Source organism: Serratia sp. CY38905 (genome assembly GCF_052168875.1).
Lineage (GTDB): Bacteria > Pseudomonadota > Gammaproteobacteria > Enterobacterales > Enterobacteriaceae > Serratia > Serratia sarumanii.
The window spans coordinates 507,547-531,089 of the sequence record NZ_JBJNLV010000001.1 but is presented as its reverse complement, the minus strand read 5'-3'; the positions used below and the strand labels follow the sequence as shown (position 1 = coordinate 531,089).

Below are 23,543 nucleotides of genomic sequence, written 5' to 3'. Positions count from 1 at the left end.
CAGAATATTGATCGCCCGCACCGATCAATAATGAGTAATTGATCTACACAACCAATTATCATTTGAGCGCGTAACCGTGTAAAAATTAAACAAACAAGAAAGCCAGCACCAGGAAACACCAGCCCGCCCGGTGTGCAATGCCGTTCACTTAAGGAGTCGAGGCCTGAAAATTCGGGCCTCGGAAGAATGAAACAGAGCTGTAGGCCTGATTTCTTCGTTATCCTTATGAGTATTGGTATGAATTTTTATTCAGAAAAATGCTTAATTGACTGACATTGCGCATCGCTGCGGGCTTTTTTCATGGTGCTAACGGCATTAGTTCGAAAGCACGGGCTTTCGAATGGCACTTTTCCTAAGATTTCTCACTTCAGCACTTTTTGCTTGTTCATCCTGCTAAACTACTATAGTGTCGCCAATAGACGACACATGCCTCTAATCGTCACATGCAGTAGTTCATGTAGCTATCATCACCAAATTTCGCCCCGCCGTGGGGCATTTTTTTAAGTATTTGTCCTAAATTCGTTCCTCACCGTTCGTAATCACTTGCCATGAATTAAGAACATTCCTAACCTGAAAGCGTTATTAAGGGTTCGCAATCCCTTATAACAACCTTTGTAACGCTTGCTACACCAGAGACAATCTTTGCCCGCTTCGGTGGGCTCTTTCAACCAAACTAGGGATGGGAATGCCTGCTCTAAAGACGACATCTGGATTAACGGCCAAATCCGAAAAATCATTGATTGGAGGGCTTATGAGTATTCATTACCTTACCGATAGTGAAACACAGAACTTAGAAAAGGTGAGCACGGTTCTGGGCAGATGTGTCATAGATCTTCTTGTTCGCAAAAAAATAGTCAACACCGATAATATTCTTTCTCAAATAGTCGCAGAAATGGAAAAAGCATCTGATAACGATGAATTCCAGTTATACCGCGACACATTGGAGTTTGTAGGTACGCTTTCAAAATAACAGGGGAAATGCCACTATGAAGAATGAACTCGCAACAGCAATTACCATAGGAAGCATACTACTGTTCGTTATCCTAATTGGTGCACCCAATGTTGTAACAACCATGGTGCCATGACCATTTTCCGTTAACTACTAAAATAAAAGTCCCGCGTTGCGCCCTGCGCGGGCTTTTCCATCCCGCAATCTGGCCGCCTGTGCGCCATTCTGAGCCGCTTTCCTGCCCGGCGACAATCCACGCGAATAAATCCGAACACCGCAGCAGCGTGCCGCCAGCGTGGCAGAAACCCCACGAAATAAACATCTTGCCCACGAAAACGGCACTACACCGCACCCGCCTGCGCAATTTGGATCAGGAAATTTTTTCAGTTCTGAATTTCTACAAAACACCCAGCCGGGCCGCGCCACGCCTGGGGCTTTGCGAGCAAACCCAAACTGAAAAGATTGAAAAGAATTTCAGTGTTTTTCATTTTTTGGATCGCGTAGTGTTATGGGTTTTCACCTAATTACTTGAAAAACATACAATAAATATAAATTACTCGGATCGCGATGCTAGGTGGGAGTGTAAGAGGTATAGCCAGCATCCTAGGCGTGATACTGGCTGTGATGTTCCAACTAATACCTTATGAACTGAAAAAATAGTTAGTCGTTCTTAAATGACATGTGGGAGTGATACCCGCATAAGCCATTATTCTCTTGATCATCTTGGCCAAGGCGTTCCTCACAGATTGTGCATTGTTCATAGTCAAGTGTGGCCTCACACCAGACGCAACATTGCTCAAATATTAGAAATGTATCACGCCCGCATTGGTAACAAGTTTCATGGGCTGGTTCGCCCCCATCGCGTGGGTCGAAATAGTTTTCTAAATGCAATGCCTCGTATAACTGTGGAACTATAAGGTCGCTGTAAGAACAAGATAAACAGCGATATCTGAATCCATCTTCATCGTCTACCACCGTCAGGTTTGAATCAATATCATCTTGATTAGCTGCAAGAAGCTTTGAACTGCACATATCGCAGACGCATTGAGTTAAGTAGGTTTTCATTCCCTCCGGCACACCTGCGGATTCCCAGGATTCTTCACACTGCGCAAGTTTTTGGTTGTAGAAGTCTTGGTGGGCTAACATTTTCTCCCAGGCGCTACCCAAAACATCGGATGGAGCTTGCTCTAATTGATTTGTTATAAAATCACTTAGGACAGGGAAAAGATCAGCGACAAACCCACCTACCTCACCAAGTGTGTGCTGCGGATGTAAATGCTCTAGATGATTTCGACAGTCTTGTAATTTCTTTATGGCTGCCCAATCAACATCTATACCGAAACCATCGAAACGTTGCTTAATGCCTTGTACATCTATAGTTGAATTCTTAAATTTTCCATCAGGAACCCATTTCACTCCACCACTACCGTCGGATTTAGGCAGGATAAAAGGAGGGTTAAAAATCAACATATACGCATCCGCGGGATCATTTACGGACACTGCTATTTTGTATTTGAACAAAAGTAATAAGCCAGCAAAAAGGTTTCTTACAGATGAGAGCGTCCTTGCTGGGTTCTCTGAATTGGATTGTTCGAAGTCTTCAATACCTAGTTGGATAGAAATTACTGCGTTATTGTATAATTTTTCAGCATCAAGTGTTGGTGCGGCGGGTGTGCTCATTATGGATATCCATGTCGTAGGGTAACAAGTCGATTTTAAATGAAAATCCCTTAGAAGCCAGGGGGAATCGAAGTAAGAGAAAGTGGTGCCGCCATTTTGTCGCCAGACTAAGAAGTTGGTGTCGCAATATAAATGATTTATAAGGATATTATTTCATGCCAACAAAAAACCCGATAATCTTGAACCTAAAAGGCGGGATTATCGGGCTCCACAAAATGGGGACATCAAAGAAAAGCAGTGGCACTAATTCAGACTGCTGCCCCCAACGAAAGTTCTGGCCGGCGACAAAAAAATCAAAATATTTTTATCGCCGAACCATCTCTCCCGCTAATCGATCAGCCGAGTATCCCTGGCCATAGCACCACGATGAGTGAACCCGCCAGCGTTAACAGCACGTTAGCGATGGCGTAGGTGCCGGCATAGCCCAGCGCCGGGATATTGCTGCGTGCGGTATCGCTGATGATCTCCATCGCCGGTGCGCAGGTACGGGCGCCCATGATGGCGCCGAACAGCAGGGCGCGGTTCATGCGCAGCACGTAGGCGCCGAACAGGAAGCAGATAATCACCGGCACCAGGCTGACGATCAGCCCGGCGATCAGCATCTGGCCGCCGACCGCGCCCAGGCTGTGGCCGATGCCGGCGCCGGCGCTCAGGCCCACGCCCGCCATAAACACCATCAGGCCGAATTCTTTCACCATGTTCAGCGCGCCCTGCGGAATGTAGCCGAAGGTCGGGTGGTTGGCGCGCAGGAAGCCGAGCATGATGCCGGACATCAGCAGGCCGGCGGCGTTGCCGATGCCGAACGAGAAGTTACTGAACTGAATGGTGATCTGGCCGATCAGCAGGCCGATGATGAAGAAGGCGCAGAATGCCAGCAGGTCGGTCACCTGGCTGTGGATCGAGATAAAGCCAATCTTCTCCGCCACGCTCTTCACCCGGCGCGCGTCGCCGCTCACCTGCAGCACGTCGCCCTTGTTAAGCACGATGCTGTCGTCGATCGGCATTTCGATCTGGCTGCGGATCACGCGGTTGAGGAAGCAGCCGTGGTCGGTCAGCTTCAGCTGGCTCAGGCGCTTGTTCACCGCGTTGCTGTTCTTCACCACGATCTCTTCGGTGACGATGCGCATGTCGAGCAGATCGCGATCGAACACTTCCTTGCCGTTGCGGAAGCTCGGATCCAGCCGCGCGTGGGCGTCCGGGTAGCCGACCAGCGAGATCTCGTCGCCCACCTGCAGCACCGCGTCACCGTCCGGGTTGGCCAGAATGCCGTTGCGGCGGATGCGTTCGATGTAACAGCCGGTCTGGCGGTAGATGCCCAGTTCGCGCAGGTTCTTGCCGTCGGCCCAGGCCACCAGTTCGGGGCCGACGCGGTAGGCGCGGATCACCGGCAGGTAGACCTTGCGCTGGCTGTCGGTGTCCAGGCCGCGTTCGCGGGCGATCTGCTGGGCAGAGGTGGACAGGTCCTGGTGCTGCAGCTTCGGCAGGTAGCGCGCGCCGAAGATCAGGCTGACCAGACCGATCAGGTAGGTGAGGGCGTAGCCAAGGCTCAGATGATCCTGCGCCGCCAGCAGCGCCGGGCCGTTGACGATGGTGTTGCGCAGCGTGTCGCCGGCGCCCACCAGCACCGGCGTCGAGGTCATCGAGCCGGCCAGCATGCCGGCGGTCAGGCCGATGTCCCAGTGGAACAGTTTGCCGAGACCGATGGCGATCACCATCGCCGAGCCGACCATCACCAGCGCCAGCATCAGGTAGTTTTTGCCGTCGCGGAAGAAAATCGAGAAAAAGTTGGGCCCGGCTTCCACGCCGACGCAGAAAATAAACAGCATAAAGCCGAGATTCAGCGCCTCGGTGTTAATGGCGAAGTGTTGCTGGCCGAGCAGCAGCGAAACCACCAAAACGCCAATGGAATTACCGAGTTGGACGGAGCCCAGACGGAGTTTACCGAGGCACAGCCCCAGTGCGAGTACCACGAACAGTAACAGAATGTAGTTACCGTTTAACAAACTAGCGACGTTTATGTTCACGGAGGATAACTTATTGTTTACCAGTAAGTGCTTGATATAGATAACTATAAGAGATAAATTCAGCCTTAAAACGACGTCATAAATCACCACCAGCGTAAGGCAAAGCGAACCATCGTTCGGCGGCGTTCATTCTAGACGCTATGATCGATGACAGCCAGCACAGAAAGCTGATTTCCTGCGCCGCCGTGCGCATTTAACTCTCTTTTGACCAAGGAAAAAATTCGGTTCAGCGTCACCGCGCGGGTGAGCGGGCCGATTTCTATTGATGCGGTAATTGGGCGGGGGAGAATTCGCATGACGAGTTATAGATATTGGCTGGGCATTCTCAGCTGTTTTCTGTTGTTCAGCCTGGTGTTTCTCGGCCAGCAAACCGGCCTGTTCGGCAGCACCGATCATGAGCACCATGGCGAAACCGGCCTGCTGCTGTTTGTGATCCCCGGTGCGATCGCCAGCTATCTGTCGAGCCGCAAGCGGCTGCTTTGCCCGCTGCTCGGCGCGCTGTATGCGCTGCCGCTGTGCCTGTTGATCCGCCATTTCTGGCTGACGCCGTCCTCTTCGTTCTGGCAGGAGCTGGCGTACGCCACCAGCGCGGTGTTCTGGTGCGTGTTCGGCGCGATGCTGATGCTGTTCGCCCTCGGCCTGTTGCAGACGCTGCAGCAGCTGCACCGGCGGCAGCGGCAATAAAAAAAGGCGCGTTAAGCGCCTTTTTTGTCTTTGTCGTTCAAAAACTTACTGGAACAGGTTCAGGTGTTCTTTGGCGTAAGCTTCGAAATCGGTGCAACCGCCGATGTGCTTCTCATCCAGGAAGATCTGCGGCACGGTTTCAACCGGTTTGCCGACGGTTTTTTCCAGATCGGCCTTGGTGATGCCTTCCGCGTGGATGTCAACGTAACGGAAGTTGAAATCGTCGCGTTCTTCAGTCAGTTTTTCCGCCAGTTCTTTAGCGCGGACACAATAAGGACAGCCAGGACGCCCGAAGATTACTGCAAACATGCAACGCTCCTTAATTGGATTTTCAATAAATTGTTCGCTACCGCAACGACATCCCGTCACCGAAAAAGACATTACCTGCGTCAGATGGCGCCTACTATGCCCGTTGAGCTGGCGAAAAAAAAGCAGGAATTACCTGTTAGTTTGATTCATGTAACCAATTAGTCGGCCGGGGCTGTCGCCGCCGACGGGAATTCACTACACTGGAGGCAGACCTTCTGGAGAAGAAAAATATGCGTTCATTCGGTGACTTACCGCGCCCGGTGCTGGTGTTGGAAGGGCTGGGCATCGTGATGCTGGTGCTGGCCTACCTCAGCATTCACGGCCACCTGCAGCTGCCGGGCTGGCTGGCTTCGCAGCAGGCGGCGGTCGGCATGATTTTCCTCGGCGTGGCGCTGATGGTGCCGGCGGCGGCGTTTCTGGTGTGGCGCGTGGTGCAGGGCTTCGGGCCGCTGATGCGCGGCGGGTTGCCGCCGGAAAACGATCGCCGCAAACCGCAATCGAAAGATAATCAGGACAGCGATCCGCGCGCCTGAGCGCCGCGGCCGCTAACCCGCCTGCCGGGCAGGCGTTGGCCTTTGGGGTGACGAGTGAAAATTGCCATTCTTTCTCGCGACGGAACGCTCTACTCATGCAAGCGGCTGCGTGAAGCGGCGGAAGATCGCGGGCACAGCATCGATATCATCGATCCGCTCTCCTGCTACATGAACATCAATCCGGCGGCGCCGACCATTCATTATCGCGGCCGCCAACTGGAGCGTTACGATGCGGTGATCCCGCGCATCGGCTCCGCCATCACCTTTTATGGCACGGCGGTGCTGCGCCAGTTCGAGCTGCTCGGCAGCTACCCGCTAAACGAATCCGTGGCTATTACCCGCGCCCGCGACAAGCTGCGTTCGCTGCAGCTGCTGGCGCGGCAGGGCATCGATCTGCCGATTACCGGCTTTGCCCATTCGCCGGACGATACCGGCGATCTGATCGAGCTGGTCGGCGGCGCGCCGTTGGTGGTCAAGCTGGTGGAAGGCACGCAGGGCATCGGCGTGGTGCTGGCGGAAACCCGCCAGGCGGCGGAAAGCGTGATCGACGCCTTTCGCGGGCTGAACGCCCATATCCTGGTGCAGGAGTACGTGCGTGAAGCGCAGGGGCGCGACGTGCGCTGTTTGGTGGTCGGCGGCCGGGTGGTGGCCGCCATCGAACGGCAGGCCAAGCCCGGCGAGTTTCGCTCCAACCTGCACCGCGGCGGCACAGCCCGCAAGGTGACCATCACCGCCAGGGAGCGGGCGATCGCGGTGAAAGCGGCCAGCACGCTGGGGCTGGACGTCGCCGGGGTGGATATCCTGCGCGCCGAGCGCGGCCCGCTGGTGATGGAGGTCAACGCGTCGCCGGGGCTGGAAGGGGTGGAAACCACCACCGGGCTGGACATCGCCGGCATGATGATCGAATACATTGAGCAGCGCGGCCGGCCGGGCTTTCGCCTGAAATCCGGCGGTTGACGGGGCGGGGGCGCGCTTTTCCCGCCGTGCAATATCTGAATTAGTGAATTAAGCCGCATTGATCGTGGCGTATCGGGTGAATATTCCGTAAGCTATGCGCCTTTTCGCGTATTGAATATTGTGAGGCTGGTTATTATGGATTCACTCATTGTCCCCGATTTGGCGCTGTTGCGGCGCTGGCTGGATCAGTCGGGCATCTCTTTCTTTGAGTGCGATTCCTGCCAGGCGCTGCACCTGCCGCACATGCAGAACTTCGACGGCGTGTTCGACGCCAAGATAGATCTGGTGGACAACGTCATTCTGTTTTCCGCGCTGGCCGAGGTGAAGCCGACCGCGCTGATCCCGTTGGTGGCGGACCTGAGCCAGATCAACGCCAGTTCGCTGACCATCAAGGCGTTCGTCGACATTCAGGACGACAACCTGCCGAAGCTGATCGTCTGCCAGTCGTTGAGCGTGGCGGTCGGCATCACCTACGAGCAGTTTACCCACTTCATGCAGCAGGGCGAAGAGCAGGTCTCGATGGTGATCCTCGAGGCGCGGGCGAACGATCTGCTGTTTATGGGTGATGAAGAAGAGATCCCCGCTGGCGCCGTGCGTCAGCCGATGCTGCACTGATCCTCGTCGTACCTTAAGCATGCCGTCGCTCCGGCGGCATGCTGCCGTTATTCCCCTCCGCAATAAAATATTCTGCACTTTGGCCTTTGCCGCCCGATCTTTCTCGCCTTTTGTGCCGTTAATGGCGTATCACATAGAGAAAAACTGCATAAAAAATCGATAAAAGGCGTTTTTTACCCTGGGGGCTGGCGGGTTGCGATGGCAGCGGCTATGCTGCTGATTCTGCAAAGGGCTTGCGATTTCCCTTGTGGCCACGCGAGCAGGGCAGTGAAAAAAGGCGCATGCAATCATATGCATAGCCATTCAGTTCGCGGTTGCAACGATTGCGCTCGATCAGGAAAGGTTTTGTATCGCTGCAGATACAAGTTCAATTCTATGATTCACCCTGTTTTGGAGGAAGTTACGGATGGTCACCCAACGTAAAAAGTGGTTATCGGGTGTGGTTGCCGGCCTGTTGATGGCCGCGTCCGTCACGGCGTCAGCCGAAGAGAAAACGCTGCACGTGTATAACTGGTCCGACTATATCGCGCCGGATACCCTGGCCAAATTCCAGAAAGAAACCGGCATCAAGGTGGTGTACGACGTCTTTGACTCCAACGAAGTGTTGGAAGGCAAACTGATGGCGGGCAGCACCGGTTATGATCTGGTGGTTCCTTCATCCAACTTCCTCGAGCGCCAGTCGCAGGCCGGCATCTTCGAGCCGCTCGACAAGAGCAAGATGCCCAACTACAAGAATCTCGATCCCGAGATGCTGAAGCTGGTGGCGCACAATGACAAGGACAACAAATACGGCATCCCTTACCTGATGGTGACCACCGGCATCGGCTACAATGTCGACAAGGTGAAGGCGGCATTGGGTAAAGACGCGCCGGTCGACAGCTGGGATCTGATCCTCAAGCCGGAAAACCTCGAGAAGCTGAAAAGCTGCGGCGTCTCCTTCCTCGATGCGCCGAGCGAGGTCTACGCCACCGTGCTGCACTACCTGGGCAAAGATCCCAACAGCACCAACGCGGCGGACTATACCGGCGCGGCTAACGATCTGCTGCTGAAGCTGCGGCCGAACATCCGTTACTTCCACTCGTCTCAATACATCAACGATCTGGCGAACGGTGATATCTGCGTGGCGATCGGCTGGTCCGGCGACGTGATGCAGGCGGCCAATCGCGCCAAAGAGGCGAAGAACGGCGTGAACGTGGCCTACGCGATCCCGAAAGAAGGGGCGCTGACCTACTTTGACATGTTCGCCATGCCGGCGGACGCCAAGAACAAAGACGCCGCCTACCAGTTCCTGAACTTCCTGATGAAACCTGACGTGATGGCCGGCATCAGCAACTATGTCTATTACGCCAATGCGGTGAAGGACTCCACGCCGCTGGTGAACGCTGAGGTGCGCAATAACCCGAACGTCTATCCCCCGGCCGATCTGCGCGCCAAGCTGTTCACGCTTAACGTACAATCGCCGAAGCTGGACCGTGTCATTACCCGCGCATGGACTAAAGTTAAAAGCGGGAAGTGATGATGGGGGATATCCCCCGATCGTCGGTAAACCGGCAGGCGGGCGCTCCCCGCCTGCATTGCCGTTTTGGGCCACGGCGCTCGCCGTGGTTTTGTGCCGCTTTACGCCGGAGAGCACCCCGATTGAACGACGCCATCCCTCGTCCTCAAGCCAAGTCGCAGAAGGTTTTCACCCCTCTGCTGGAAATCCGTAACCTCACCAAAACCTTCGACGGGCAGAACGCGGTCGAAGACGTTAGCCTTACCATCTACAAGGGCGAGATCTTTGCGCTGCTCGGCCCGTCCGGCTGCGGTAAGTCCACCTTGCTGCGCATGCTGGCCGGTTTCGAGCAGCCCTCGGAAGGGCAGATCGTGCTCGATGGGCAGGATATGTCGCACGTGCCGCCGTACCAGCGGCCGATCAACATGATGTTTCAGTCCTACGCGCTGTTCCCGCACATGACGGTGGAGCAGAACATCGCCTTCGGCCTGAAACAGGACAAAATGCCACGGGCGGCGATCGCCGAGCGGGTGGCGGAAATGCTGGCGCTGGTGCACATGCAAGAGTACGCCAAACGCAAGCCGCACCAGCTTTCCGGCGGCCAGCGGCAGCGGGTGGCGCTGGCGCGCAGCCTGGCCAAGCGGCCCAAGCTGCTGCTGCTGGATGAGCCGATGGGCGCGCTGGACAAGAAACTGCGCGATCGCATGCAGTTGGAAGTGACCGACATTCTCGAGCGCGTCGGCGTCACCTGCGTGATGGTGACGCACGATCAGGAAGAGGCGATGACCATGGCGGGGCGCATCGCCATCATGAACCGCGGCAAGTTCGTGCAGATCGGCGAGCCGGAAGAGATCTACGAGCATCCGAACAGCCGCTTCAGCGCCGAATTTATCGGCTCGGTCAACGTCTTCGACTGCGTATTGCAAGAGCGCCACGACGATGCGCTGATCCTGCAAAGCCCCGGGTTGCGCCATGCGATCAAAGTCGATCCGGACGCCTCGGTGGTGGACGGCGTGCCGATCCAGGTGGCGCTGCGGCCGGAAAAGATCCTGCTGTGCGAACAGGTGCCGGAAGACGGCTGCAACTTCGCGGTGGGAGAAGTGGCGCATATTTCCTACCTGGGCGATCTGTCCATTTATCACGTGAAGCTGCACAGCGGGCAGATTATCAGCGCCCAGCTGCAAAACGGCCACCGTTTCCGCAAGGGGATGCCGACCTGGGGCGATGAAGTGCGTCTGTGCTGGGAAACCGACAGCTGCGTAGTGTTGACGGTGTAGTGGAGCCGGTGAGGAGTAACCCGTATGACCCTGCTTTCTGAACGCACGCCGGAACCGCCGGCCAAAACGCCCGGCACCCTCAAGGCGCTGTTCCACCGCCTGCTGATGGCTCACGGCCGCAAGCTGGTGATCGCGCTGCCGTATTTATGGCTGACGCTGCTGTTCATGCTGCCGTTCCTGATCGTGTTCAAGATCAGCCTGGCGGAGCTGGCGCTGGCGGTGCCGCCTTACACCGAGCTGATGAGCTGGGTGGACGGCAAGCTGAACATCGCGCTCAACTTCGCCAACTACCTGCAGCTGACCGACGATCCGCTGTATATCGACGCCTACCTGCAGTCGCTGCGCGTGGCGGCGGTCTCGACGCTGTGCTGCCTGATCATCGGTTATCCGCTGGCCTGGGCGGTGGCTCACAGCAAGGCGTCAACCCGCAACATTCTGCTGCTGCTGGTGATCCTGCCTTCCTGGACCTCGTTCCTGATCCGCGTCTATGCCTGGATGGGCATTCTGAAAAACAATGGCATTCTTAATAACTTCCTGATGTGGCTGGGTGTCATCGATCAGCCGCTGGTGATCCTGCACACCAACCTGGCGGTGTATATCGGCATCGTTTATTCCTATCTGCCGTTTATGGTGCTGCCGATCTACACGGCGCTGATCCGGCTGGATTACTCGCTGGTGGAGGCGTCGCTGGATCTGGGTGCCCGGCCGCTGAAAACCTTCTTCAGCGTGATCGTGCCGCTGACGCGCGGCGGCATCATCGCCGGTTCGATGCTGGTGTTCATCCCGGCGGTGGGGGAGTTCGTGATCCCGGAACTGCTCGGTGGGCCGGACAGCATCATGATCGGCCGCGTGCTGTGGCAGGAGTTCTTCAATAACCGCGACTGGCCGGTGGCCTCGGCGGTCGCCACCATCATGCTGCTGCTGTTGATCGTGCCAATTTTGTGGTTCCACAAACACCAGAACAAGGAAATGGGGGGGCAGGCATGAACAACTTGCCGGTAGTGCGTTCACCGTGGCGCATCGCCATCCTGACGATTGGCTTTACCTTCCTGTATGCGCCGATGCTGATGCTGGTGATCTACTCCTTCAACAGCTCCAAGCTGGTGACGGTGTGGGCCGGCTGGTCCACGCGCTGGTATACCGAACTGTTCCACGACTCGGCGATGATCAGCGCGGTGGGGCTCAGCCTGACCATCGCCGCCGCCTCCGCCACCGCCGCGGTGGTACTGGGGGCCATCGCCGCCGTGGTGATGGTGCGCTTCGGCCGCTTTCGCGGTTCGACCGGCTTCGCGTTTATGCTGACTGCGCCGCTGGTGATGCCGGACGTGATCACCGGCCTGTCGCTGCTGCTGCTGTTCGTGGCGATGGGGCACGCCTTCGGCTGGCCGTCGGAGCGCGGCATGTTCACCATCTGGCTGGCGCATGTCACCTTCTGTACCGCTTACGTGGCGGTGGTGATCAGCTCGCGCCTGCGCGAGGTGGATCGCTCAATTGAAGAGGCGGCGATGGATCTGGGGGCGCCGCCGCTGAAGGTGTTCTTCGTCATCACCTTGCCGATGATCGCGCCGGCGCTGATCTCCGGCTGGATGCTGGCGTTCACCCTGTCGCTGGACGACCTGGTGATCGCCAGCTTCGTCTCCGGCCCGGGCGCCACCACGCTGCCGATGCTGGTGTTCTCCAGCGTGCGCATGGGGGTGAATCCGGAAATTAACGCGTTGGCCAGCCTGATCCTGCTGGTGGTGGGCATTCTCGGCCTGATCGCCTGGTGGTTTATGGCGCGCTCGGAAAAACAACGATCGCGCGAATTGCAGCGGGCGGCCCGTAGCTGAATCGTAACAAACCTGCTATTTTTGCAATCAATAAGTATTGCAACTAACTACCTGACTTTACATGCGCCACCTGTATAGGTGGCGCGTCGTAGCGGAATACGGATATGTCAGACATGCTGAAAAGCGGGCAGGGAATGGGATCGACTTCGGATGCGCCGGTGCCGGTGATGGTGGCGGGTACCGCCATGGTCGCGATCAAGTGTATCAGCGTGGTGCTGCTGCTGGGCGAGCTGGGCGTCGACGGCGCGCAGGAGTTCGTCAACACCAGCGCGCAGGCGTGGGATTCTACCTTTATCTTTCTGGCCGGCCTGCTGCTGCTGTGCCTGCAAATCAGCTGCGGTTTTGCCGTGATGCGCGGCCGCAACTGGGGGCGCTGGGGGTATGTAGCCTGCCAGTGCATCGTGGTGCTTTACCTGCTGTTGGCCACCATCGGCAGCGTCTTTCCCGAGGTGTTCACCGTGGAAGGGGAAACCAGCGGCCAAATCCTGCACGTTCTGATCCTGCAAAAGATCCCCGACGCGGTGATCCTGGCGTTGCTGTTTGTTCCCACCGCCAGCCGCCGCTTCTTCGCCGCGCGCAAGTGAGATTTTAGGCGCGCGGAGTGGTAAACTCTGCGCCCTTGATTCGTCATCCTGAACTTCACGGTAATCTTCATGCATTGCGCTTTGTATACGGCGGGCACCTGCCGTTCCTGTCAGTGGCTGGAAAAGCCCTATCCGCAGCAACTGGCCGACAAACAGCATCACCTGCAATCGCTGCTGGCTGGGCGCGACGTCGCGCAGTGGCTGCAGCCGGTGGCGGGGGAACTGAGCGCATTTCGCAATAAAGCCAAGATGGTGGTCAGCGGCAGCGTGGAGCGCCCGCTGCTCGGCATGCTGCACCGCGACGGCACACCGGCCGATCTGAGCGACTGCCCGCTGTACCCTGCCGGTTTTGCGCCGATGTTCGCGGTGCTGAAAAGCTTTATCGCCCGCGCGGGCCTGACGCCGTACAACGTGGCGCGCAAACGCGGCGAGCTAAAGTACCTGCTGCTGACCGAAAGCACGCTCGACGGCGGCGTGATGCTGCGCTTCGTGCTGCGCTCGGAAACCAAGCTGGCGCAGCTGCGCGCCGCGCTGCCGTGGCTGCAGCAGCAGTTGCCGCAGCTCATGGTGATCTCCGCCAATATTCAGCCGGTGCACATGGCGATCATGGAAGGGGAGCGCGAGATTGCGCTGACCGAACAGCAGGCGCTCGAGGAACAGTTCAATCAGGTGCCGCTGTTCATCCGCCCGCAAAGCTTCTTCCAGACCAACCCGCAGGTGGCCGCCGATCTGTATGCCACCGCCCGCGACTGGGTGCGCGCGCTGGGTATCGACAGCATGTGGGATCTGTTCTGCGGCGTCGGCGGTTTCGGCCTGCACTGCGCGCAGCCGCAAACGCGGCTGACCGGCATCGAAATCAGCGCGGAAGCGATCGCCTGCGCGCGCCAGTCGGCGCAGCGGTTAGGGTTGTTGCACGTAGATTTTCAGGCGCTCGATTCCACCCGTTTCGCCACCGCCGAAGGCCAGGTGCCGCAGCTGGTGCTGGTCAATCCGCCGCGGCGCGGCATCGGCCAGGCGCTGTGCGACTACCTGAGCCGGATGGCGCCGGGCTATATTCTCTATTCCAGCTGCAACGCCGAGAGCATGGCGAAAGATATCGAGATGTTGCCGGGGTACCGCATCGAACGGGTGCAGCTGTTCGACATGTTCCCGCATACCGCGCACTACGAAGTGCTGACGCTGTTGGTGCGGCGTTAAAGGCGCTTTTTGGCAGCCGTATAAGCCGCTGAACGTTCGCGTTTGCCCACAGACAGGACCAGAACCACGATCTCCGTTTCCATGACGCGATACACCAAACGAAAGCCTGATGCTCTGAGTTTGATTTTGTAGCAATCGGGCAAACCGGCGAGTTTGTTGGCGGGGACGTGGGGATTAACCAATACCGATACCAGCTTTTTTTTGAACTGTTCCCGGATCACCGGGGACAGTTTTTTAAATTCCTTCAGCGCATGTTCTTCGAATTCAAGCTTATAAGTCATCCAAATTGACCTTAATGCGTTTGCCGTTCATCCGTGAACGAACGATTTCAGCGAGTTCGATATCTTCCAGGTACTCCGCGATAGCCTCCCAGGTTTCCGGTGAGACGTAATATCCCGAAATCTTACCGTTGGTCAGGACGGCGACCGGCTGCCCTTGTGCCTCTTTAAGGGCGGCGTTGGGCGATTTCTTAAAATCGCTGATGCTGACTGCGGAATCGGCAAGAATGGGTTGAACCGTCATGATGTTATCCTTGATGCTAAATTCAGTATCAAATTTAGCACTAACCGGATGGAGTGGCAATCGGATGGAGCCGCCAAAGGATGGCGGCTCCACATGCGGACTTACTGTGGGAACCATTTGTCGTTGATGGCCTTGTAGGTGCCGTCGGCCTTGATGGCGTCCAGCGCGGCGTTCAGCTTGGCCAGCAGCGCCTGGTTGTCCGGGCGCACCGCGATGCCGAGACCGGTGCCGAAGTATTGCGCATCGGTGATGTGCTCGCCGACCGGCGCCAGCTGCGGGTTGGTTTTCAGCCACTCGTTCACCACGGCGGTGTCGCCGAACACGCCGTCGATACGGCCGTTTTTCAGCTCCAGAATGGCGTTTTGGTAGCTGTCGTAAGAGACGGTGTTAATCTCCGGGTGCTTGTCCTGCATGTATTTCTGGTGGGTGGTGCCGTTTTCCATGCCGAGTTTTTTGCCTTTCAGATCCGCCAGCGAGCTGAACTTGCCTTTTTGCGCGATCACGATCGCCGAGTTGGCGTAGTAAGGCTGGGTGAAGGCGACCTGTTTGCTGCGCTCCGGCGTGATATCCATACCGGAAATCACCGCATCGTATTTCTTGAATTTCAGCGCGGCGATCAGGCTGTCGAACGCCTGGTTGGTGAAGGTGCACTGCGCCTGCATCTGCTTGCACAGCGCGTTGGCCAGATCGATATCGAAGCCGACGATCTGGTTATTGGCGTCGAGCGATTCGAACGGCGGGTAGGTGGCGGAGGCGGCGAAGCGGATGGTCTCGGCCGCGGTGGCGTTAAAGGTGATTCCGGCCAACATCGTCGCGGCAAGCAGCAGTTTTTTCATGCGTAGAGCTCCTGTCTGGATCCTGAAAGTGATTTTTCGCTATCGTTTGTTTTTACTGGTAATCGCCAGAGGTTTTTGCGAGGACACCTGCTGATAACCCTGCCATCGAGTGAATTAAAATGCAATGAAAATGATTAAATATTGCCTCAGGGATAAAAAAAGCCCCGCACGGCGGCGGGGCTCATGAGGGGAGGCGGCCTCAGTTGCGGCGCTCAAACGCCAGCGCGCGGCGCTCCACCAGCCGCATCAGCAGCGTCAGCAGGCCGTTGACGCACAGGTACACCAGGCCCGCGGCGCCGAATACCATGACGTCGTAGGTGCGGCCGTACATCAGCTGGCTGTAGCCCATCACTTCCATCAGCGTGATGGTGTAAGCCAGCGAGGTGCTTTTGAACACCAGCACCACTTCGTTGGAGTAAGACGACAGCGCGCGCTTGAAGGCGAACGGCAGCAGAATGCGCAGCGTCTGCCGGCGCGACATGCCCAGCGCTTCGCACGACTGCCATTGCCCGGCGGGAATGGCGCGCACCGCGCCGTAGAACAGTTGCGTGGTGTAGGCCGCGCTGTTCAGCGCCAGCGCTATCATCGCGCACAACCAAGGCTGCGACAGCAGATTCCACAGCCACGGGTAGTCGCGGATCGCCGGGAATTGGCCGGGGCCGTAGTAGATCAGGAAGATCTGCACCAGCAACGGCGTGCCGGTGAACAGCGTCACGTAGATCTTGACCAGCGGCGTCAGGATTGGCGTTTTCAGCGTCAGGATCACCGTCAGCAGCAGCGACAGCACCAGCGCGACGATCAGCGCGGCGACGGTCAGCGTCAGGCTGGTGTGCAACCCTTTGAGGATTTCCGGCAAATACTCAATCATCAGACCGGCCCCCGCTCAAAGCGCGTGGCGCGCAGCTCAATGCGTTTGATGACGTATTGGCTGAACAGCGTCACCAGCAGGTAGATGGCCGCCGCGATCACATACCAGGTAAAAGGCTCCTGGGTGCGGGTGGCGATGCTCTTGGTTTGCAGCATCAGATCGTTCACGCTGATCAGCGACACCAGCGCGGTGTCTTTCAGCAGCACCAGCCACTGGTTGCCGAGGCCGGGCAGAGCGTGGCGCCACATCTGCGGCATGATCAGGCGAAAGAAGATCGCCGCCTTGCCGAGCCCCAGCGCCTGGCCGGACTCCCACTGCCCCTGCGGCACCGCTTTGAGCGCGCCGCGCAGCGTCTGCGAGGCGTAGGCGGAATAGAGCAGGGCCAGAGCGATCACCCCGCACAGGAACGGGCTGACTTCGAAATTGTCGATCGCCAGCTGAATCGGCAGCTGGAACAGACCGAGGTTGAGGGTAAAGCCGTCGGAGAGCATCAGCAGCAGCTGCGACGAACCGAAATAGATAAACAGCACCACCAGGATTTCCGGCAGGCCGCGCAGCACGGTCACCCAGGCGGTGCCGAGCCAGCTGACCGCTTTCCAGCGGGACGATTCCCATACGGCGAACAGCATCGCCAGAATCAGCCCGAGGATCAGGGCGCAAACGGCAAGGCCGACGGTCATGCCGGCGGCGCTTGCTAAAGGTTGAAATTCATTCATCGGAGCGTATTACTGCTGGAACCATTTTTTGTAGATGGTTTCATAGGTCCCATCCTGCTTGATCTTGTCCAGAGCGGCGTTGAACTTGCCCTGCAGCTCGGTGTTCTTCTGGCGTACCGCGATGCCGAGGCCGGTGCCGAAGTAGTCTTTATCCGTGACTTTGGCGCCCACTGCCGCCAGCGCGTCATTCTGCTTCAGCCACTCGTTAACCACCGCGGTATCGCCGAACACCGCATCAACGCGGCCGTTCTTCAGATCCAAAATGGCGTTCTGGTAGCTGTCGTAAGGCACGGTGGTGATTTCCGGGTGCTTGTCGGTCAGGTATTTCTGGTGGGTGGTGCCGTTTTGCACGCCCACTTTCTTGCCTTTCAGCGCCGCCACGTCGGCGATTTTGCCTTTCTGCGCGATGAACAGCGCCGAATTATCGTAGTACGGCTTGGTGAACAGCACCTGCTTTTCACGTTCCGGCGTAATGTCCATGCCGGCCATCACCGCATCGAAACGCTTGAATTTAAGGCTTGGGATCAGGCTGTCGAACGCCTGGTTGGTGAAGGTGCACTCGGCCTGCATCTCTTTGCACAGCGCGTTGGCCAGATCGACATCAAAACCCTGAATCTTGTTGCCGGCGTCAATAAATTCAAATGGAGGATAGGAGGCTTCGGTAGCGAAACGGATGGTTTCGGCTGCGGAGGCGGAAACGCTGATGCCGGCCAGAACGGCGGCGATTATTAGTTTTTTCATCGCAAACTCCCCAAATTACAGCAAGTTAATTGTTAGTGTGATAAGTAGTTGGCAAACTCGGTGGTCCGCGGTTGCGCGAAGTGGCTGCTGTCGCCTTGCTCCACCACGTGGCCGTTTTCCATGTACACCACGCGGCTGGCGGTCTTGCGCGCCACTTCCACTTCGTGGGTGACGATCACCTGTGTGATGCCGGTGCCGGCCAGTTCGCGAATGATGCTGACGATCTGAGCGGTGATTTCCGGATCCAGCGCCGCGGTCGGTTCATCGAACAGCAGCACCTGCGGTTCCATCATCAGGGCGCGGGCGATCGCCACGCGCTGCTGCTGGCCGCCGGAAAGGTGCAGCGGGAAGCGATCGGCGAAGTCGGTCAGGCGCAGACGCTTGAGCAGCTTGTCGGCGCGCTCCATCGCCTGAGCCTTGGTCAGACCCAGCACGCGGCAAGGCGCTTCGATCAGGTTCTGAACCACGGTGAGGTGAGGCCACAGGTTGTATTGCTGGAACACCATGCCGACATTTTGACGCAGTTCGCGAATGGCTTTCTCGCCAGGCGCCTGCTTGAAGTCGAATTGGTTGCCGGCGATCTGCAGTTGGCCCGAACGCGGCATTTCCAGCAGGTTCAGCACCCGCAGCAATGAACTTTTTCCGGCGCCGCTTGGGCCAAGCAGCACCAGGGTTTCCCCGGCTGGACAATCCAGCGTGATGTCAAACAGCGCCTGGTGAGCGCCGTAATAGCAATTGATACCGTTAAGTTGAATACTCATGCGCCAGAATTGAATAGACATTGATGCCGCAAATGTTAACTTCCACAGAATACTTATGCAATCTTTGTGCGTTAAAATTTATGAGTGTGCGGCGGGACAGTAAAAGATTAGCACAAGATACCGCGACTCAAGCCGAGGGAGGGGATTTGTGGCGCAGGCTGTGAGATCGGTAGCGAAATTTTTTCTATTGGACGAAATCTGAGCGGCAGGCGGGAGGCGGGGATGGCCGACGCGGCAAACCCGCGTCGGCCGGGGGATCGCGGGTTACTGGTTTTCCAACACCTGGCGCACGCTGCCGTTGGTGGCATGCGCTGGAACATTCAGGTAGCGAATATCATCAACCACCCAGCAGGTGCCTTCGCGCACCATCAGCACTTCGTCCTGCCAGTTCACGGTGCTGTTGGCGTCTTTTTGGTAGCTCAAGTCGACGCGCAGCGGGATGTTTTTCGCATCGGTGTTAGGAATGGTCGAGGCGCTGGCGACGGACGCGCTGCCTGGCCCCTGCGCATTGCCGGAGAACAAGTCGCCGGTGATCCGATGCTTGCCCGGGTTCTGGGCGGCGCTGACCAGATCCTGATACAGCACTTTGCTCAGGTAAGGCTGCAGCTGCGCCAGGCGGTTGCTGTCCGGCAGGCCGGCGCCCTGCTGGATGCGCAGGTCATAGAACTTTTGCGCGACCGTATCCGGGCCGCCTTCCACACAGCTGCCGCTGCGGGTGCCGATATCCTTGTATGCCGGTTCCACCGTGGTACAGGCACTCAGCAACAGCGCTAAGGGTAAAACAGCCGCAATCGTTTTTGTTTTCATCTTATTACCTTATGTGAAAGTCTCTACCATGAAGACCGATAGCTTACAGTATAAATGCGTTTTTTGGCCTTGCATTCGTACTGCGTGCCATTGATTAAGCGAACATAACGCTAATCTTCTGGTCATAGATACGTTGAATTAATCAAACAAGGAATTCTGATGCAGCTTTCAACTACCCCGACCCTGGAAGGGTTCACCATCACCGAATACTGCGGCGTGGTCACCGGCGAAGCGATCCTCGGCGCCAACATCTTTCGTGATTTCTTCGCCGGCGTGCGCGATATCGTCGGCGGCCGCTCGGGCGCTTATGAGAAAGAGCTGCGCAAGGCGCGCTTGATCGCGTTCGAAGAGCTGGAAGATCAGGCGAAAGAGCTGGGCGCCAACGCGGTGGTCGGCATCGATATCGACTATGAAACCGTTGGCAAAGACGGCAGCATGCTGATGGTGACCGTCAGCGGCACCGCGGTGAAAGTCAGCCGCTAATCCCACTCCCCAACGCCCTGGCGCGTCCGGGGCGTTTTACTTTGTCCGACGGTGGCTTCCGTGGCGATTATTGATTAACGTTAACGCTATATCAGGTCATCACATCACAGGGAGGATAAGTGAAAATTTGGCCAGGGATCATCGCCGCCGCGCTGCTGGCGGGATGCCAAAATCCGCAGCAGGACACGCTCGTCGATCGCGGCGCTTACCAGCTCGAAACCCTGCATCAGGCGCAGGGCGCGGATCAACGCATCCGCTTTCTGGTGATGCACTACACGGCGGAAGACTTCCACTCATCGCTGAAAACGCTGACCGACGAACACGTCAGCGCGCATTATCTGCTGCCGGCGCATCCGCAGCGCGAACACGGTAAACCGACGGTGTTCCGCCTGGTGCCGGAAGCGATGCGCGCCTGGCATGCCGGCGCCAGCGCCTGGCGCGGCCGCAGCAACCTCAATGACACCTCGATCGGCATCGAAATCGTCAACAAGGGCTTCACCCGCAGCATGCTGTTCACCCACTGGCAGCCCTATACGGCGGAGCAGATCGCCGTGCTGGTCCCGCTGAGCCGCGACATCATCCAACGCTATGGCATCCAGCCGCAGGACGTGGTGGGGCACAGCGACATCGCGCCGCAGCGTAAACAGGATCCCGGCCCGCTGTTCCCCTGGCGGCAGCTGGCCCAGGCCGGCATCGGCGCCTGGCCGGACGAACGCGACGTGCAGCGTTTGCTGGCGGGGCGCGATCGCCATGCGCCGGTAGCGATGGCGCCGCTGCTCGAAAAGCTGGCGCGTTACGGCTACGCGATCGACCCGTCGTGGAATGCGCGGCAGCAGCGCAATGTGCTGGCGGCGTTTCAGATGCACTTCCGGCCCGACGATGTGCGCGGCGAACCGGATGCGGAGAGTGAAGCGATTGTCGATGCGCTGCTGGTGAAGTACGGCGCGGCGCGTTGATTACAGGCCGTGCAGCTTGCCGTGATCTTTCAGCCAGCGGGCGGTGCGCGCGATGCCTTCTTCCAGCGAGACGATCGGCTGATAGCCCAGCTCTTGCTGTGCGCGGGTGGTATCGAGCGTGAGGTCGAAATTGAGTTTGGCGACGCCGTAGTGGGTCAGCACCGGCTCCTTTTCGCTTTTGCTGCCGAGGCGCTCCATGCCGCGGGCCATCATGTCGAGCATCGGATAGGGGACGGAGCGGATATGGCACTTCATGCCCAAATCGTCGATCAGCTGCTGCACCACGGTGCGAAGCGGGCGCGGCTGCTGGTTGGTGATGTTGTAGGCGCGGCCGGACGGCGTATCTTCTTTTAGCGTCGCCAGCCACATGGCGTGCACCGCATTCTCCAGGTAGGTCATGTCCACCATCGCCGCGCCGCCGCGCGGCAGCAGCAGGTTGCCGTAGCGTTTGATCATCTGCAGCAGCCGCGGCAGCATCACCTTGTCGTGCGGCCCGAACAATCCCTGCGGGCGCAGAATGGTGAAATGGGTCTGCGGATTGGACAGCGCCAGCTGCTGGATCACCTGCTCGCCGGCGGCCTTGCTGCGCGCGAACTCGTTGGCGTAGCGCTGCGGGCGAAAGTCTTCGGTCACGTTGCGGTGATGGTGGTAATCGAAATAGATCGCCGGGGAAGAGATGTGAATGAACTGCGCCACGCCGTAGGCCGCCGCCCATTCGCCGAGGCGGCGGGTGGCGCGGACGTTGGCCAGTTCGAAGGCCTCTTCGGTGCCCCAGGGCGAGGTGAAGCTGGAGCAGTGCCACAGCACGTCGACGTCCGTCAGCATCGCCTTGGCCTGCGAAGAGATCAGATTGGTGAGATCGGCATGAATGAACTCCGCGCCCATTTTTTCCAGCAGGCCGCCCATCGCCTGGTTGCGGCCGGTGGCGCGCACTTTGATGCCCTGACGGCGCAGATATTCGACGGCGTTACGGCCTAACCCACTGGTGGCACCGGTGACCAATACCTTCATAACGGACTCTATTCTCACCCAAAATCGGAATACCGGCGGGCGCTTGCGGCGCTCCCAGCAAATAAGATGCCATTCTTCCGTGATTTCGTGCGCTATGCAATCGGAAAGCCCCGAAGCACAGCGGCAAACTGTGCGGTTGATCGACAAATGAACGGCGTTCAGCGCCGTTGGCGGTCGAGGCCCTCGGCAAGTTCGGCGATGCGCTTCGCCATGCCGCGGAAAATGAACAGATGCGCGGGCATCATGGCGAACCAATACAGCAGCCCGCTAAAGCCGGCCGGATGCCACCAGGCGCGCACGTCCAGCGTGCGGCGATCGCCGTGATCGGTAATGGTGAAGCTCAGCCGCCCCAGCCCTGGCGCCTTCATGCCGAACAGCAGCGCCAGTTGCCGCAGCGGTTTCAGCGTGATGACTTTCCAGCCGTCGATCTCGTCGCCCAGCGCCAGGCTCGCGCGCGCCGGGCGGCCATAGGCCACGCCGTTGCCGATCATGTCGTCCATGCGGGCGCGGATCCGCCACAGAATATTGGCGTAGAAATAGCCTTCTTCGCCCCCCAGCCGCTGCACCGTTTGCCATAGGGCCTCGCGGGTGGCGGTGGTGTCCAGCGAACAACCGGCCTGTTTCGGATAGTAACCGTAGCCGGGGCGCCAGCGGGCCCGCGCCGCCGGATCGTAGCCCCAGTCGGCGGAATCGACCACCTCCTGTTCGCGCTGCAGCGTGGTGGCGACCGCCTGATCGAAGGTGTGCAGCCGCTGCGGGATCAGCGCCTGCAGCGGCCGGCCGTCGGCGGGCAGATCGTGCTTCAGCCCCTGGATCAGCGCGCGGGCGATCGGCGTCGGCACCGAGGTGATCAGGCTGATGAACCACACCGAAATCAGCCGCGTCGGCAAGGGGATCGGGATCAGCCAGCGCCGTTTGCCGCTGATGGCGATAAAGCGTTGGAACATATCCTGATAGCTGAGGTACTCCGGCCCGGCAACGTCGAAGATGCGGTGCTCCTGCGCCGGGTGCGCCAGCAGATCGGCCAGATAAACCAGCAGGTTCTCCAGCGCCACCGGCGACGACTTCGAGCGCACCCAGCGCGGCGGCGTCAGCACCGGCAGGTTATAGACCATGTCGCGCATCACTTCGAACGCCGCCGAGCCGGGGCCGACGATGATGCCGGCGCGCAGTTCGGTCACCGGCACGCCGCTCTGGCGCAAAATCTCGCCGGTCAGGCGGCGGGCCGCCAGGTGCGGCGAACTGTCGTCGTTCGGCTGCAGCGCGCCGAGGAAGATCACCTGTTTGACGCCGGCATTGCGCAGCGCGTCGCGCAGGTTTTCCGCCGCCTGGCGCTCCTTCTCGATAAAATCGTCGCCGTCGCCCATCGCGTGCACCAGATAGTAAAGCGTATCTGTCTCCCACAGCGCCGCGCTCAGGGTCTCCGGGCGGTACAGATCGGCATACAGGCAGTTGACCTGCGGCCAGTTCCGCTCCTGCAGCCACTCGATGCGCCGCGCGGCGGCGGTAATCTGGTGCCCCTGTTCGATCAGGTGCGGGATCAGGTTCTGGCCTATATAGCCGCTGGCTCCAAGAACCAGTACGCGTTGGGGTGTCATCGGGCCGCCTTGTGCGGTAGAGGATTGGCAGAACGACAGGATGCCAAATTCAGGGTTTAAATGCACTTTTTGTATGGGTATAAGCCGGTTGCATCCATCGTGGCGCAGGTT

The 23,543-nt window shown here is 58.2% G+C and carries 27 protein-coding genes; 14 read left to right on the top strand and 13 right to left on the bottom strand.

Annotated features, from left to right (window positions below):
* The first annotated feature begins 685 nt into the window (after positions 1 to 685).
* Both ACJ8MK_RS02715 and ACJ8MK_RS02710 read left to right on the top strand, forming a co-directional pair.
* Positions 686 to 970: a biofilm development regulator YmgB/AriR family protein gene (locus ACJ8MK_RS02715; protein ID WP_234213086.1), complete on the top strand. Its 285-nt coding sequence runs from the start codon at positions 686 to 688 to the stop codon at positions 968 to 970.
* Positions 971 to 1,164: 194 nt separating this feature from the next.
* Positions 1,165 to 1,473, top strand: coding sequence for a hypothetical protein (locus tag ACJ8MK_RS02710; RefSeq protein WP_442517476.1), 309 nt, complete (start codon positions 1,165 to 1,167; stop codon positions 1,471 to 1,473).
* A gap of 136 nt (positions 1,474 to 1,609) precedes the next feature.
* Here ACJ8MK_RS02710 and ACJ8MK_RS02705 read toward each other — a convergent pair whose 3' ends face one another.
* Entirely contained in the window at positions 1,610 to 2,629 is a 1,020-nt protein-coding gene (locus ACJ8MK_RS02705) for a hypothetical protein (protein WP_342095649.1), read from the bottom strand.
* A gap of 335 nt (positions 2,630 to 2,964) precedes the next feature.
* A complete protein-coding gene (locus ACJ8MK_RS02700) occupies positions 2,965 to 4,653 on the bottom strand; it encodes an aspartate:alanine antiporter (protein ID WP_004938680.1) in 1,689 nt (562 codons plus the stop codon).
* Between the two features lie 294 nt (positions 4,654 to 4,947).
* Between ACJ8MK_RS02700 and ACJ8MK_RS02695 the strand changes: the two genes are divergently transcribed.
* Entirely contained in the window at positions 4,948 to 5,337 is a 390-nt protein-coding gene (locus ACJ8MK_RS02695) for an inner membrane protein YbjM (protein ID WP_033637808.1), read from the top strand.
* A gap of 45 nt (positions 5,338 to 5,382) precedes the next feature.
* On the opposite strand, the gene ACJ8MK_RS02690 is transcribed toward ACJ8MK_RS02695, so the two are convergent.
* Entirely contained in the window at positions 5,383 to 5,646 is a 264-nt protein-coding gene (locus ACJ8MK_RS02690) for a GrxA family glutaredoxin (RefSeq protein ID WP_004938676.1), read from the bottom strand.
* A gap of 230 nt (positions 5,647 to 5,876) precedes the next feature.
* Between ACJ8MK_RS02690 and ACJ8MK_RS02685 the strand changes: the two genes are divergently transcribed.
* From ACJ8MK_RS02685 to rlmC, 9 genes are all read left to right on the top strand, one after another.
* Positions 5,877 to 6,179 carry a YbjC family protein gene (locus ACJ8MK_RS02685; protein ID WP_033646672.1) on the top strand — a complete coding sequence of 101 codons (303 nt, stop codon included), beginning with the start codon at positions 5,877 to 5,879 and terminating at the stop codon, positions 6,177 to 6,179.
* 54 nt (positions 6,180 to 6,233) lie between these two features.
* Positions 6,234 to 7,136: a 30S ribosomal protein S6--L-glutamate ligase gene (rimK, locus tag ACJ8MK_RS02680; protein ID WP_033637810.1), complete on the top strand. Its 903-nt coding sequence runs from the start codon at positions 6,234 to 6,236 to the stop codon at positions 7,134 to 7,136.
* Positions 7,137 to 7,271: 135 nt separating this feature from the next.
* A complete protein-coding gene (locus ACJ8MK_RS02675) occupies positions 7,272 to 7,751 on the top strand; it encodes a YbjN domain-containing protein (protein WP_004938666.1) in 480 nt (159 codons plus the stop codon).
* 406 nt (positions 7,752 to 8,157) lie between these two features.
* Positions 8,158 to 9,267: a spermidine/putrescine ABC transporter substrate-binding protein PotF gene (potF, locus tag ACJ8MK_RS02670; RefSeq protein WP_033637811.1), complete on the top strand. Its 1,110-nt coding sequence runs from the start codon at positions 8,158 to 8,160 to the stop codon at positions 9,265 to 9,267.
* 122 nt (positions 9,268 to 9,389) lie between these two features.
* Positions 9,390 to 10,523, top strand: a complete 1,134-nt coding sequence (potG, locus tag ACJ8MK_RS02665) for a putrescine ABC transporter ATP-binding subunit PotG (protein WP_033637812.1) — start codon at positions 9,390 to 9,392, stop codon at positions 10,521 to 10,523.
* A gap of 24 nt (positions 10,524 to 10,547) precedes the next feature.
* The gene (gene potH / locus ACJ8MK_RS02660; protein ID WP_033646669.1) at positions 10,548 to 11,510 is read left to right on the top strand and encodes a putrescine ABC transporter permease PotH; all 963 of its coding nucleotides are present in this window, start codon (positions 10,548 to 10,550) and stop codon (positions 11,508 to 11,510) included.
* Entirely contained in the window at positions 11,507 to 12,352 is an 846-nt protein-coding gene (gene potI / locus ACJ8MK_RS02655; RefSeq protein ID WP_016928360.1) for a putrescine ABC transporter permease PotI, read from the top strand. Before potH ends, potI begins: the two co-directional genes overlap by 4 nt.
* Positions 12,353 to 12,456: 104 nt before the next feature.
* Positions 12,457 to 12,936, top strand: a complete 480-nt coding sequence (locus tag ACJ8MK_RS02650; RefSeq protein WP_048321404.1) for a YbjO family protein — start codon at positions 12,457 to 12,459, stop codon at positions 12,934 to 12,936.
* Positions 12,937 to 13,005: 69 nt separating this feature from the next.
* Entirely contained in the window at positions 13,006 to 14,133 is a 1,128-nt protein-coding gene (rlmC, locus tag ACJ8MK_RS02645) for a 23S rRNA (uracil(747)-C(5))-methyltransferase RlmC (protein WP_442517475.1), read from the top strand.
* Here rlmC and ACJ8MK_RS02640 read toward each other — a convergent pair.
* The 8 genes from ACJ8MK_RS02640 to ACJ8MK_RS02605 form a co-directional block, all read right to left on the bottom strand.
* Positions 14,130 to 14,414 carry a type II toxin-antitoxin system RelE family toxin gene (locus tag ACJ8MK_RS02640; RefSeq protein WP_033654647.1) on the bottom strand — a complete coding sequence of 95 codons (285 nt, stop codon included), beginning with the start codon at positions 14,412 to 14,414 and terminating at the stop codon, positions 14,130 to 14,132. The two genes, rlmC and ACJ8MK_RS02640, sit on opposite strands and share 4 nt — an antisense overlap.
* Positions 14,404 to 14,655: a type II toxin-antitoxin system Phd/YefM family antitoxin gene (locus ACJ8MK_RS02635; RefSeq protein ID WP_004928423.1), complete on the bottom strand. Its 252-nt coding sequence runs from the start codon at positions 14,653 to 14,655 to the stop codon at positions 14,404 to 14,406. Before ACJ8MK_RS02635 ends, ACJ8MK_RS02640 begins: the two co-directional genes overlap by 11 nt.
* A gap of 101 nt (positions 14,656 to 14,756) precedes the next feature.
* The gene (gene artJ / locus ACJ8MK_RS02630) at positions 14,757 to 15,491 is read right to left on the bottom strand and encodes an arginine ABC transporter substrate-binding protein (protein WP_033637816.1); all 735 of its coding nucleotides are present in this window, start codon (positions 15,489 to 15,491) and stop codon (positions 14,757 to 14,759) included.
* Between the two features lie 199 nt (positions 15,492 to 15,690).
* Positions 15,691 to 16,359 (bottom strand): arginine ABC transporter permease ArtM, encoded by a 669-nt coding sequence (artM, locus tag ACJ8MK_RS02625; RefSeq protein ID WP_033637817.1) that lies wholly within the window; start codon positions 16,357 to 16,359, stop codon positions 15,691 to 15,693.
* Positions 16,359 to 17,075 (bottom strand): arginine ABC transporter permease ArtQ, encoded by a 717-nt coding sequence (gene artQ / locus ACJ8MK_RS02620; protein WP_033637818.1) that lies wholly within the window; start codon positions 17,073 to 17,075, stop codon positions 16,359 to 16,361. The genes artM and artQ overlap by 1 nt, the downstream gene beginning before the upstream one ends.
* 9 nt (positions 17,076 to 17,084) lie before the next feature.
* Positions 17,085 to 17,816: an arginine ABC transporter substrate-binding protein gene (gene artJ, locus ACJ8MK_RS02615; RefSeq protein WP_033637819.1), complete on the bottom strand. Its 732-nt coding sequence runs from the start codon at positions 17,814 to 17,816 to the stop codon at positions 17,085 to 17,087.
* A 32-nt stretch (positions 17,817 to 17,848) separates the two neighbouring features.
* On the bottom strand, positions 17,849 to 18,577 hold the full coding sequence (gene artP, locus ACJ8MK_RS02610) for an arginine ABC transporter ATP-binding protein ArtP (RefSeq protein ID WP_016928352.1): 729 nt from the start codon (positions 18,575 to 18,577) through the stop codon (positions 17,849 to 17,851).
* Positions 18,578 to 18,841: 264 nt separating this feature from the next.
* The gene (locus ACJ8MK_RS02605) at positions 18,842 to 19,384 is read right to left on the bottom strand and encodes a lipoprotein (protein ID WP_033637821.1); all 543 of its coding nucleotides are present in this window, start codon (positions 19,382 to 19,384) and stop codon (positions 18,842 to 18,844) included.
* Positions 19,385 to 19,543: 159 nt separating this feature from the next.
* Here ACJ8MK_RS02605 and ACJ8MK_RS02600 point away from each other — a divergent pair, with 159 nt between their 5' ends.
* Positions 19,544 to 19,867, top strand: a complete 324-nt coding sequence (locus tag ACJ8MK_RS02600) for a heavy metal-binding domain-containing protein (RefSeq protein WP_004928400.1) — start codon at positions 19,544 to 19,546, stop codon at positions 19,865 to 19,867.
* A 119-nt stretch (positions 19,868 to 19,986) separates the two neighbouring features.
* On the top strand, positions 19,987 to 20,823 hold the full coding sequence (locus tag ACJ8MK_RS02595) for an N-acetylmuramoyl-L-alanine amidase (RefSeq protein WP_060419785.1): 837 nt from the start codon (positions 19,987 to 19,989) through the stop codon (positions 20,821 to 20,823).
* Here ACJ8MK_RS02595 and ACJ8MK_RS02590 read toward each other — a convergent pair whose 3' ends face one another.
* Together ACJ8MK_RS02590 and ACJ8MK_RS02585 are read right to left on the bottom strand one after the other, a co-directional pair.
* Positions 20,824 to 21,834: an NAD-dependent epimerase/dehydratase family protein gene (locus ACJ8MK_RS02590; RefSeq protein ID WP_033646660.1), complete on the bottom strand. Its 1,011-nt coding sequence runs from the start codon at positions 21,832 to 21,834 to the stop codon at positions 20,824 to 20,826. It lies immediately after the preceding gene.
* A gap of 158 nt (positions 21,835 to 21,992) precedes the next feature.
* A complete protein-coding gene (locus tag ACJ8MK_RS02585) occupies positions 21,993 to 23,432 on the bottom strand; it encodes a DUF2867 domain-containing protein (protein WP_334282443.1) in 1,440 nt (479 codons plus the stop codon).
* Positions 23,433 to 23,543 lie beyond the last annotated feature (111 nt).

Excerpts from the sequence above, each read along its gene's own strand:
- potF (WP_033637811.1), top strand. The coding sequence starts at position 8,158 with ATGGTCACCCAACGTAAAAAGTGGTTATCGGGTGTGGTTGCCGGCCTG.
- rlmC (WP_442517475.1), top strand. The coding sequence starts at position 13,006 with ATGCATTGCGCTTTGTATACGGCGGGCACCTGCCGTTCCTGTCAGTGG.
- ACJ8MK_RS02685 (WP_033646672.1), top strand. The coding sequence starts at position 5,877 with ATGCGTTCATTCGGTGACTTACCGCGCCCGGTGCTGGTGTTGGAAGGG.
- artJ (WP_033637819.1), bottom strand. The coding sequence starts at position 17,816 with ATGAAAAAACTAATAATCGCCGCCGTTCTGGCCGGCATCAGCGTTTCC.
- ACJ8MK_RS02590 (WP_033646660.1), bottom strand. The coding sequence starts at position 21,834 with ATGAAGGTATTGGTCACCGGTGCCACCAGTGGGTTAGGCCGTAACGCC.
- ACJ8MK_RS02640 (WP_033654647.1), bottom strand. The coding sequence starts at position 14,414 with ATGACTTATAAGCTTGAATTCGAAGAACATGCGCTGAAGGAATTTAAA.
- artQ (WP_033637818.1), bottom strand. The coding sequence starts at position 17,075 with ATGAATGAATTTCAACCTTTAGCAAGCGCCGCCGGCATGACCGTCGGC.
- artJ (WP_033637816.1), bottom strand. The coding sequence starts at position 15,491 with ATGAAAAAACTGCTGCTTGCCGCGACGATGTTGGCCGGAATCACCTTT.
- potH (WP_033646669.1), top strand. The coding sequence starts at position 10,548 with ATGACCCTGCTTTCTGAACGCACGCCGGAACCGCCGGCCAAAACGCCC.
- artP (WP_016928352.1), bottom strand. The coding sequence starts at position 18,577 with ATGAGTATTCAACTTAACGGTATCAATTGCTATTACGGCGCTCACCAG.
- ACJ8MK_RS02635 (WP_004928423.1), bottom strand. The coding sequence starts at position 14,655 with ATGACGGTTCAACCCATTCTTGCCGATTCCGCAGTCAGCATCAGCGAT.
- ACJ8MK_RS02585 (WP_334282443.1), bottom strand. The coding sequence starts at position 23,432 with ATGACACCCCAACGCGTACTGGTTCTTGGAGCCAGCGGCTATATAGGC.
- ACJ8MK_RS02695 (WP_033637808.1), top strand. The coding sequence starts at position 4,948 with ATGACGAGTTATAGATATTGGCTGGGCATTCTCAGCTGTTTTCTGTTG.
- ACJ8MK_RS02605 (WP_033637821.1), bottom strand. The coding sequence starts at position 19,384 with ATGAAAACAAAAACGATTGCGGCTGTTTTACCCTTAGCGCTGTTGCTG.
- potI (WP_016928360.1), top strand. The coding sequence starts at position 11,507 with ATGAACAACTTGCCGGTAGTGCGTTCACCGTGGCGCATCGCCATCCTG.
- artM (WP_033637817.1), bottom strand. The coding sequence starts at position 16,359 with ATGATTGAGTATTTGCCGGAAATCCTCAAAGGGTTGCACACCAGCCTG.
- ACJ8MK_RS02650 (WP_048321404.1), top strand. The coding sequence starts at position 12,457 with ATGTCAGACATGCTGAAAAGCGGGCAGGGAATGGGATCGACTTCGGAT.
- ACJ8MK_RS02675 (WP_004938666.1), top strand. The coding sequence starts at position 7,272 with ATGGATTCACTCATTGTCCCCGATTTGGCGCTGTTGCGGCGCTGGCTG.
- ACJ8MK_RS02715 (WP_234213086.1), top strand. The coding sequence starts at position 686 with ATGCCTGCTCTAAAGACGACATCTGGATTAACGGCCAAATCCGAAAAA.
- ACJ8MK_RS02690 (WP_004938676.1), bottom strand. The coding sequence starts at position 5,646 with ATGTTTGCAGTAATCTTCGGGCGTCCTGGCTGTCCTTATTGTGTCCGC.
- ACJ8MK_RS02705 (WP_342095649.1), bottom strand. The coding sequence starts at position 2,629 with ATGAGCACACCCGCCGCACCAACACTTGATGCTGAAAAATTATACAAT.
- ACJ8MK_RS02600 (WP_004928400.1), top strand. The coding sequence starts at position 19,544 with ATGCAGCTTTCAACTACCCCGACCCTGGAAGGGTTCACCATCACCGAA.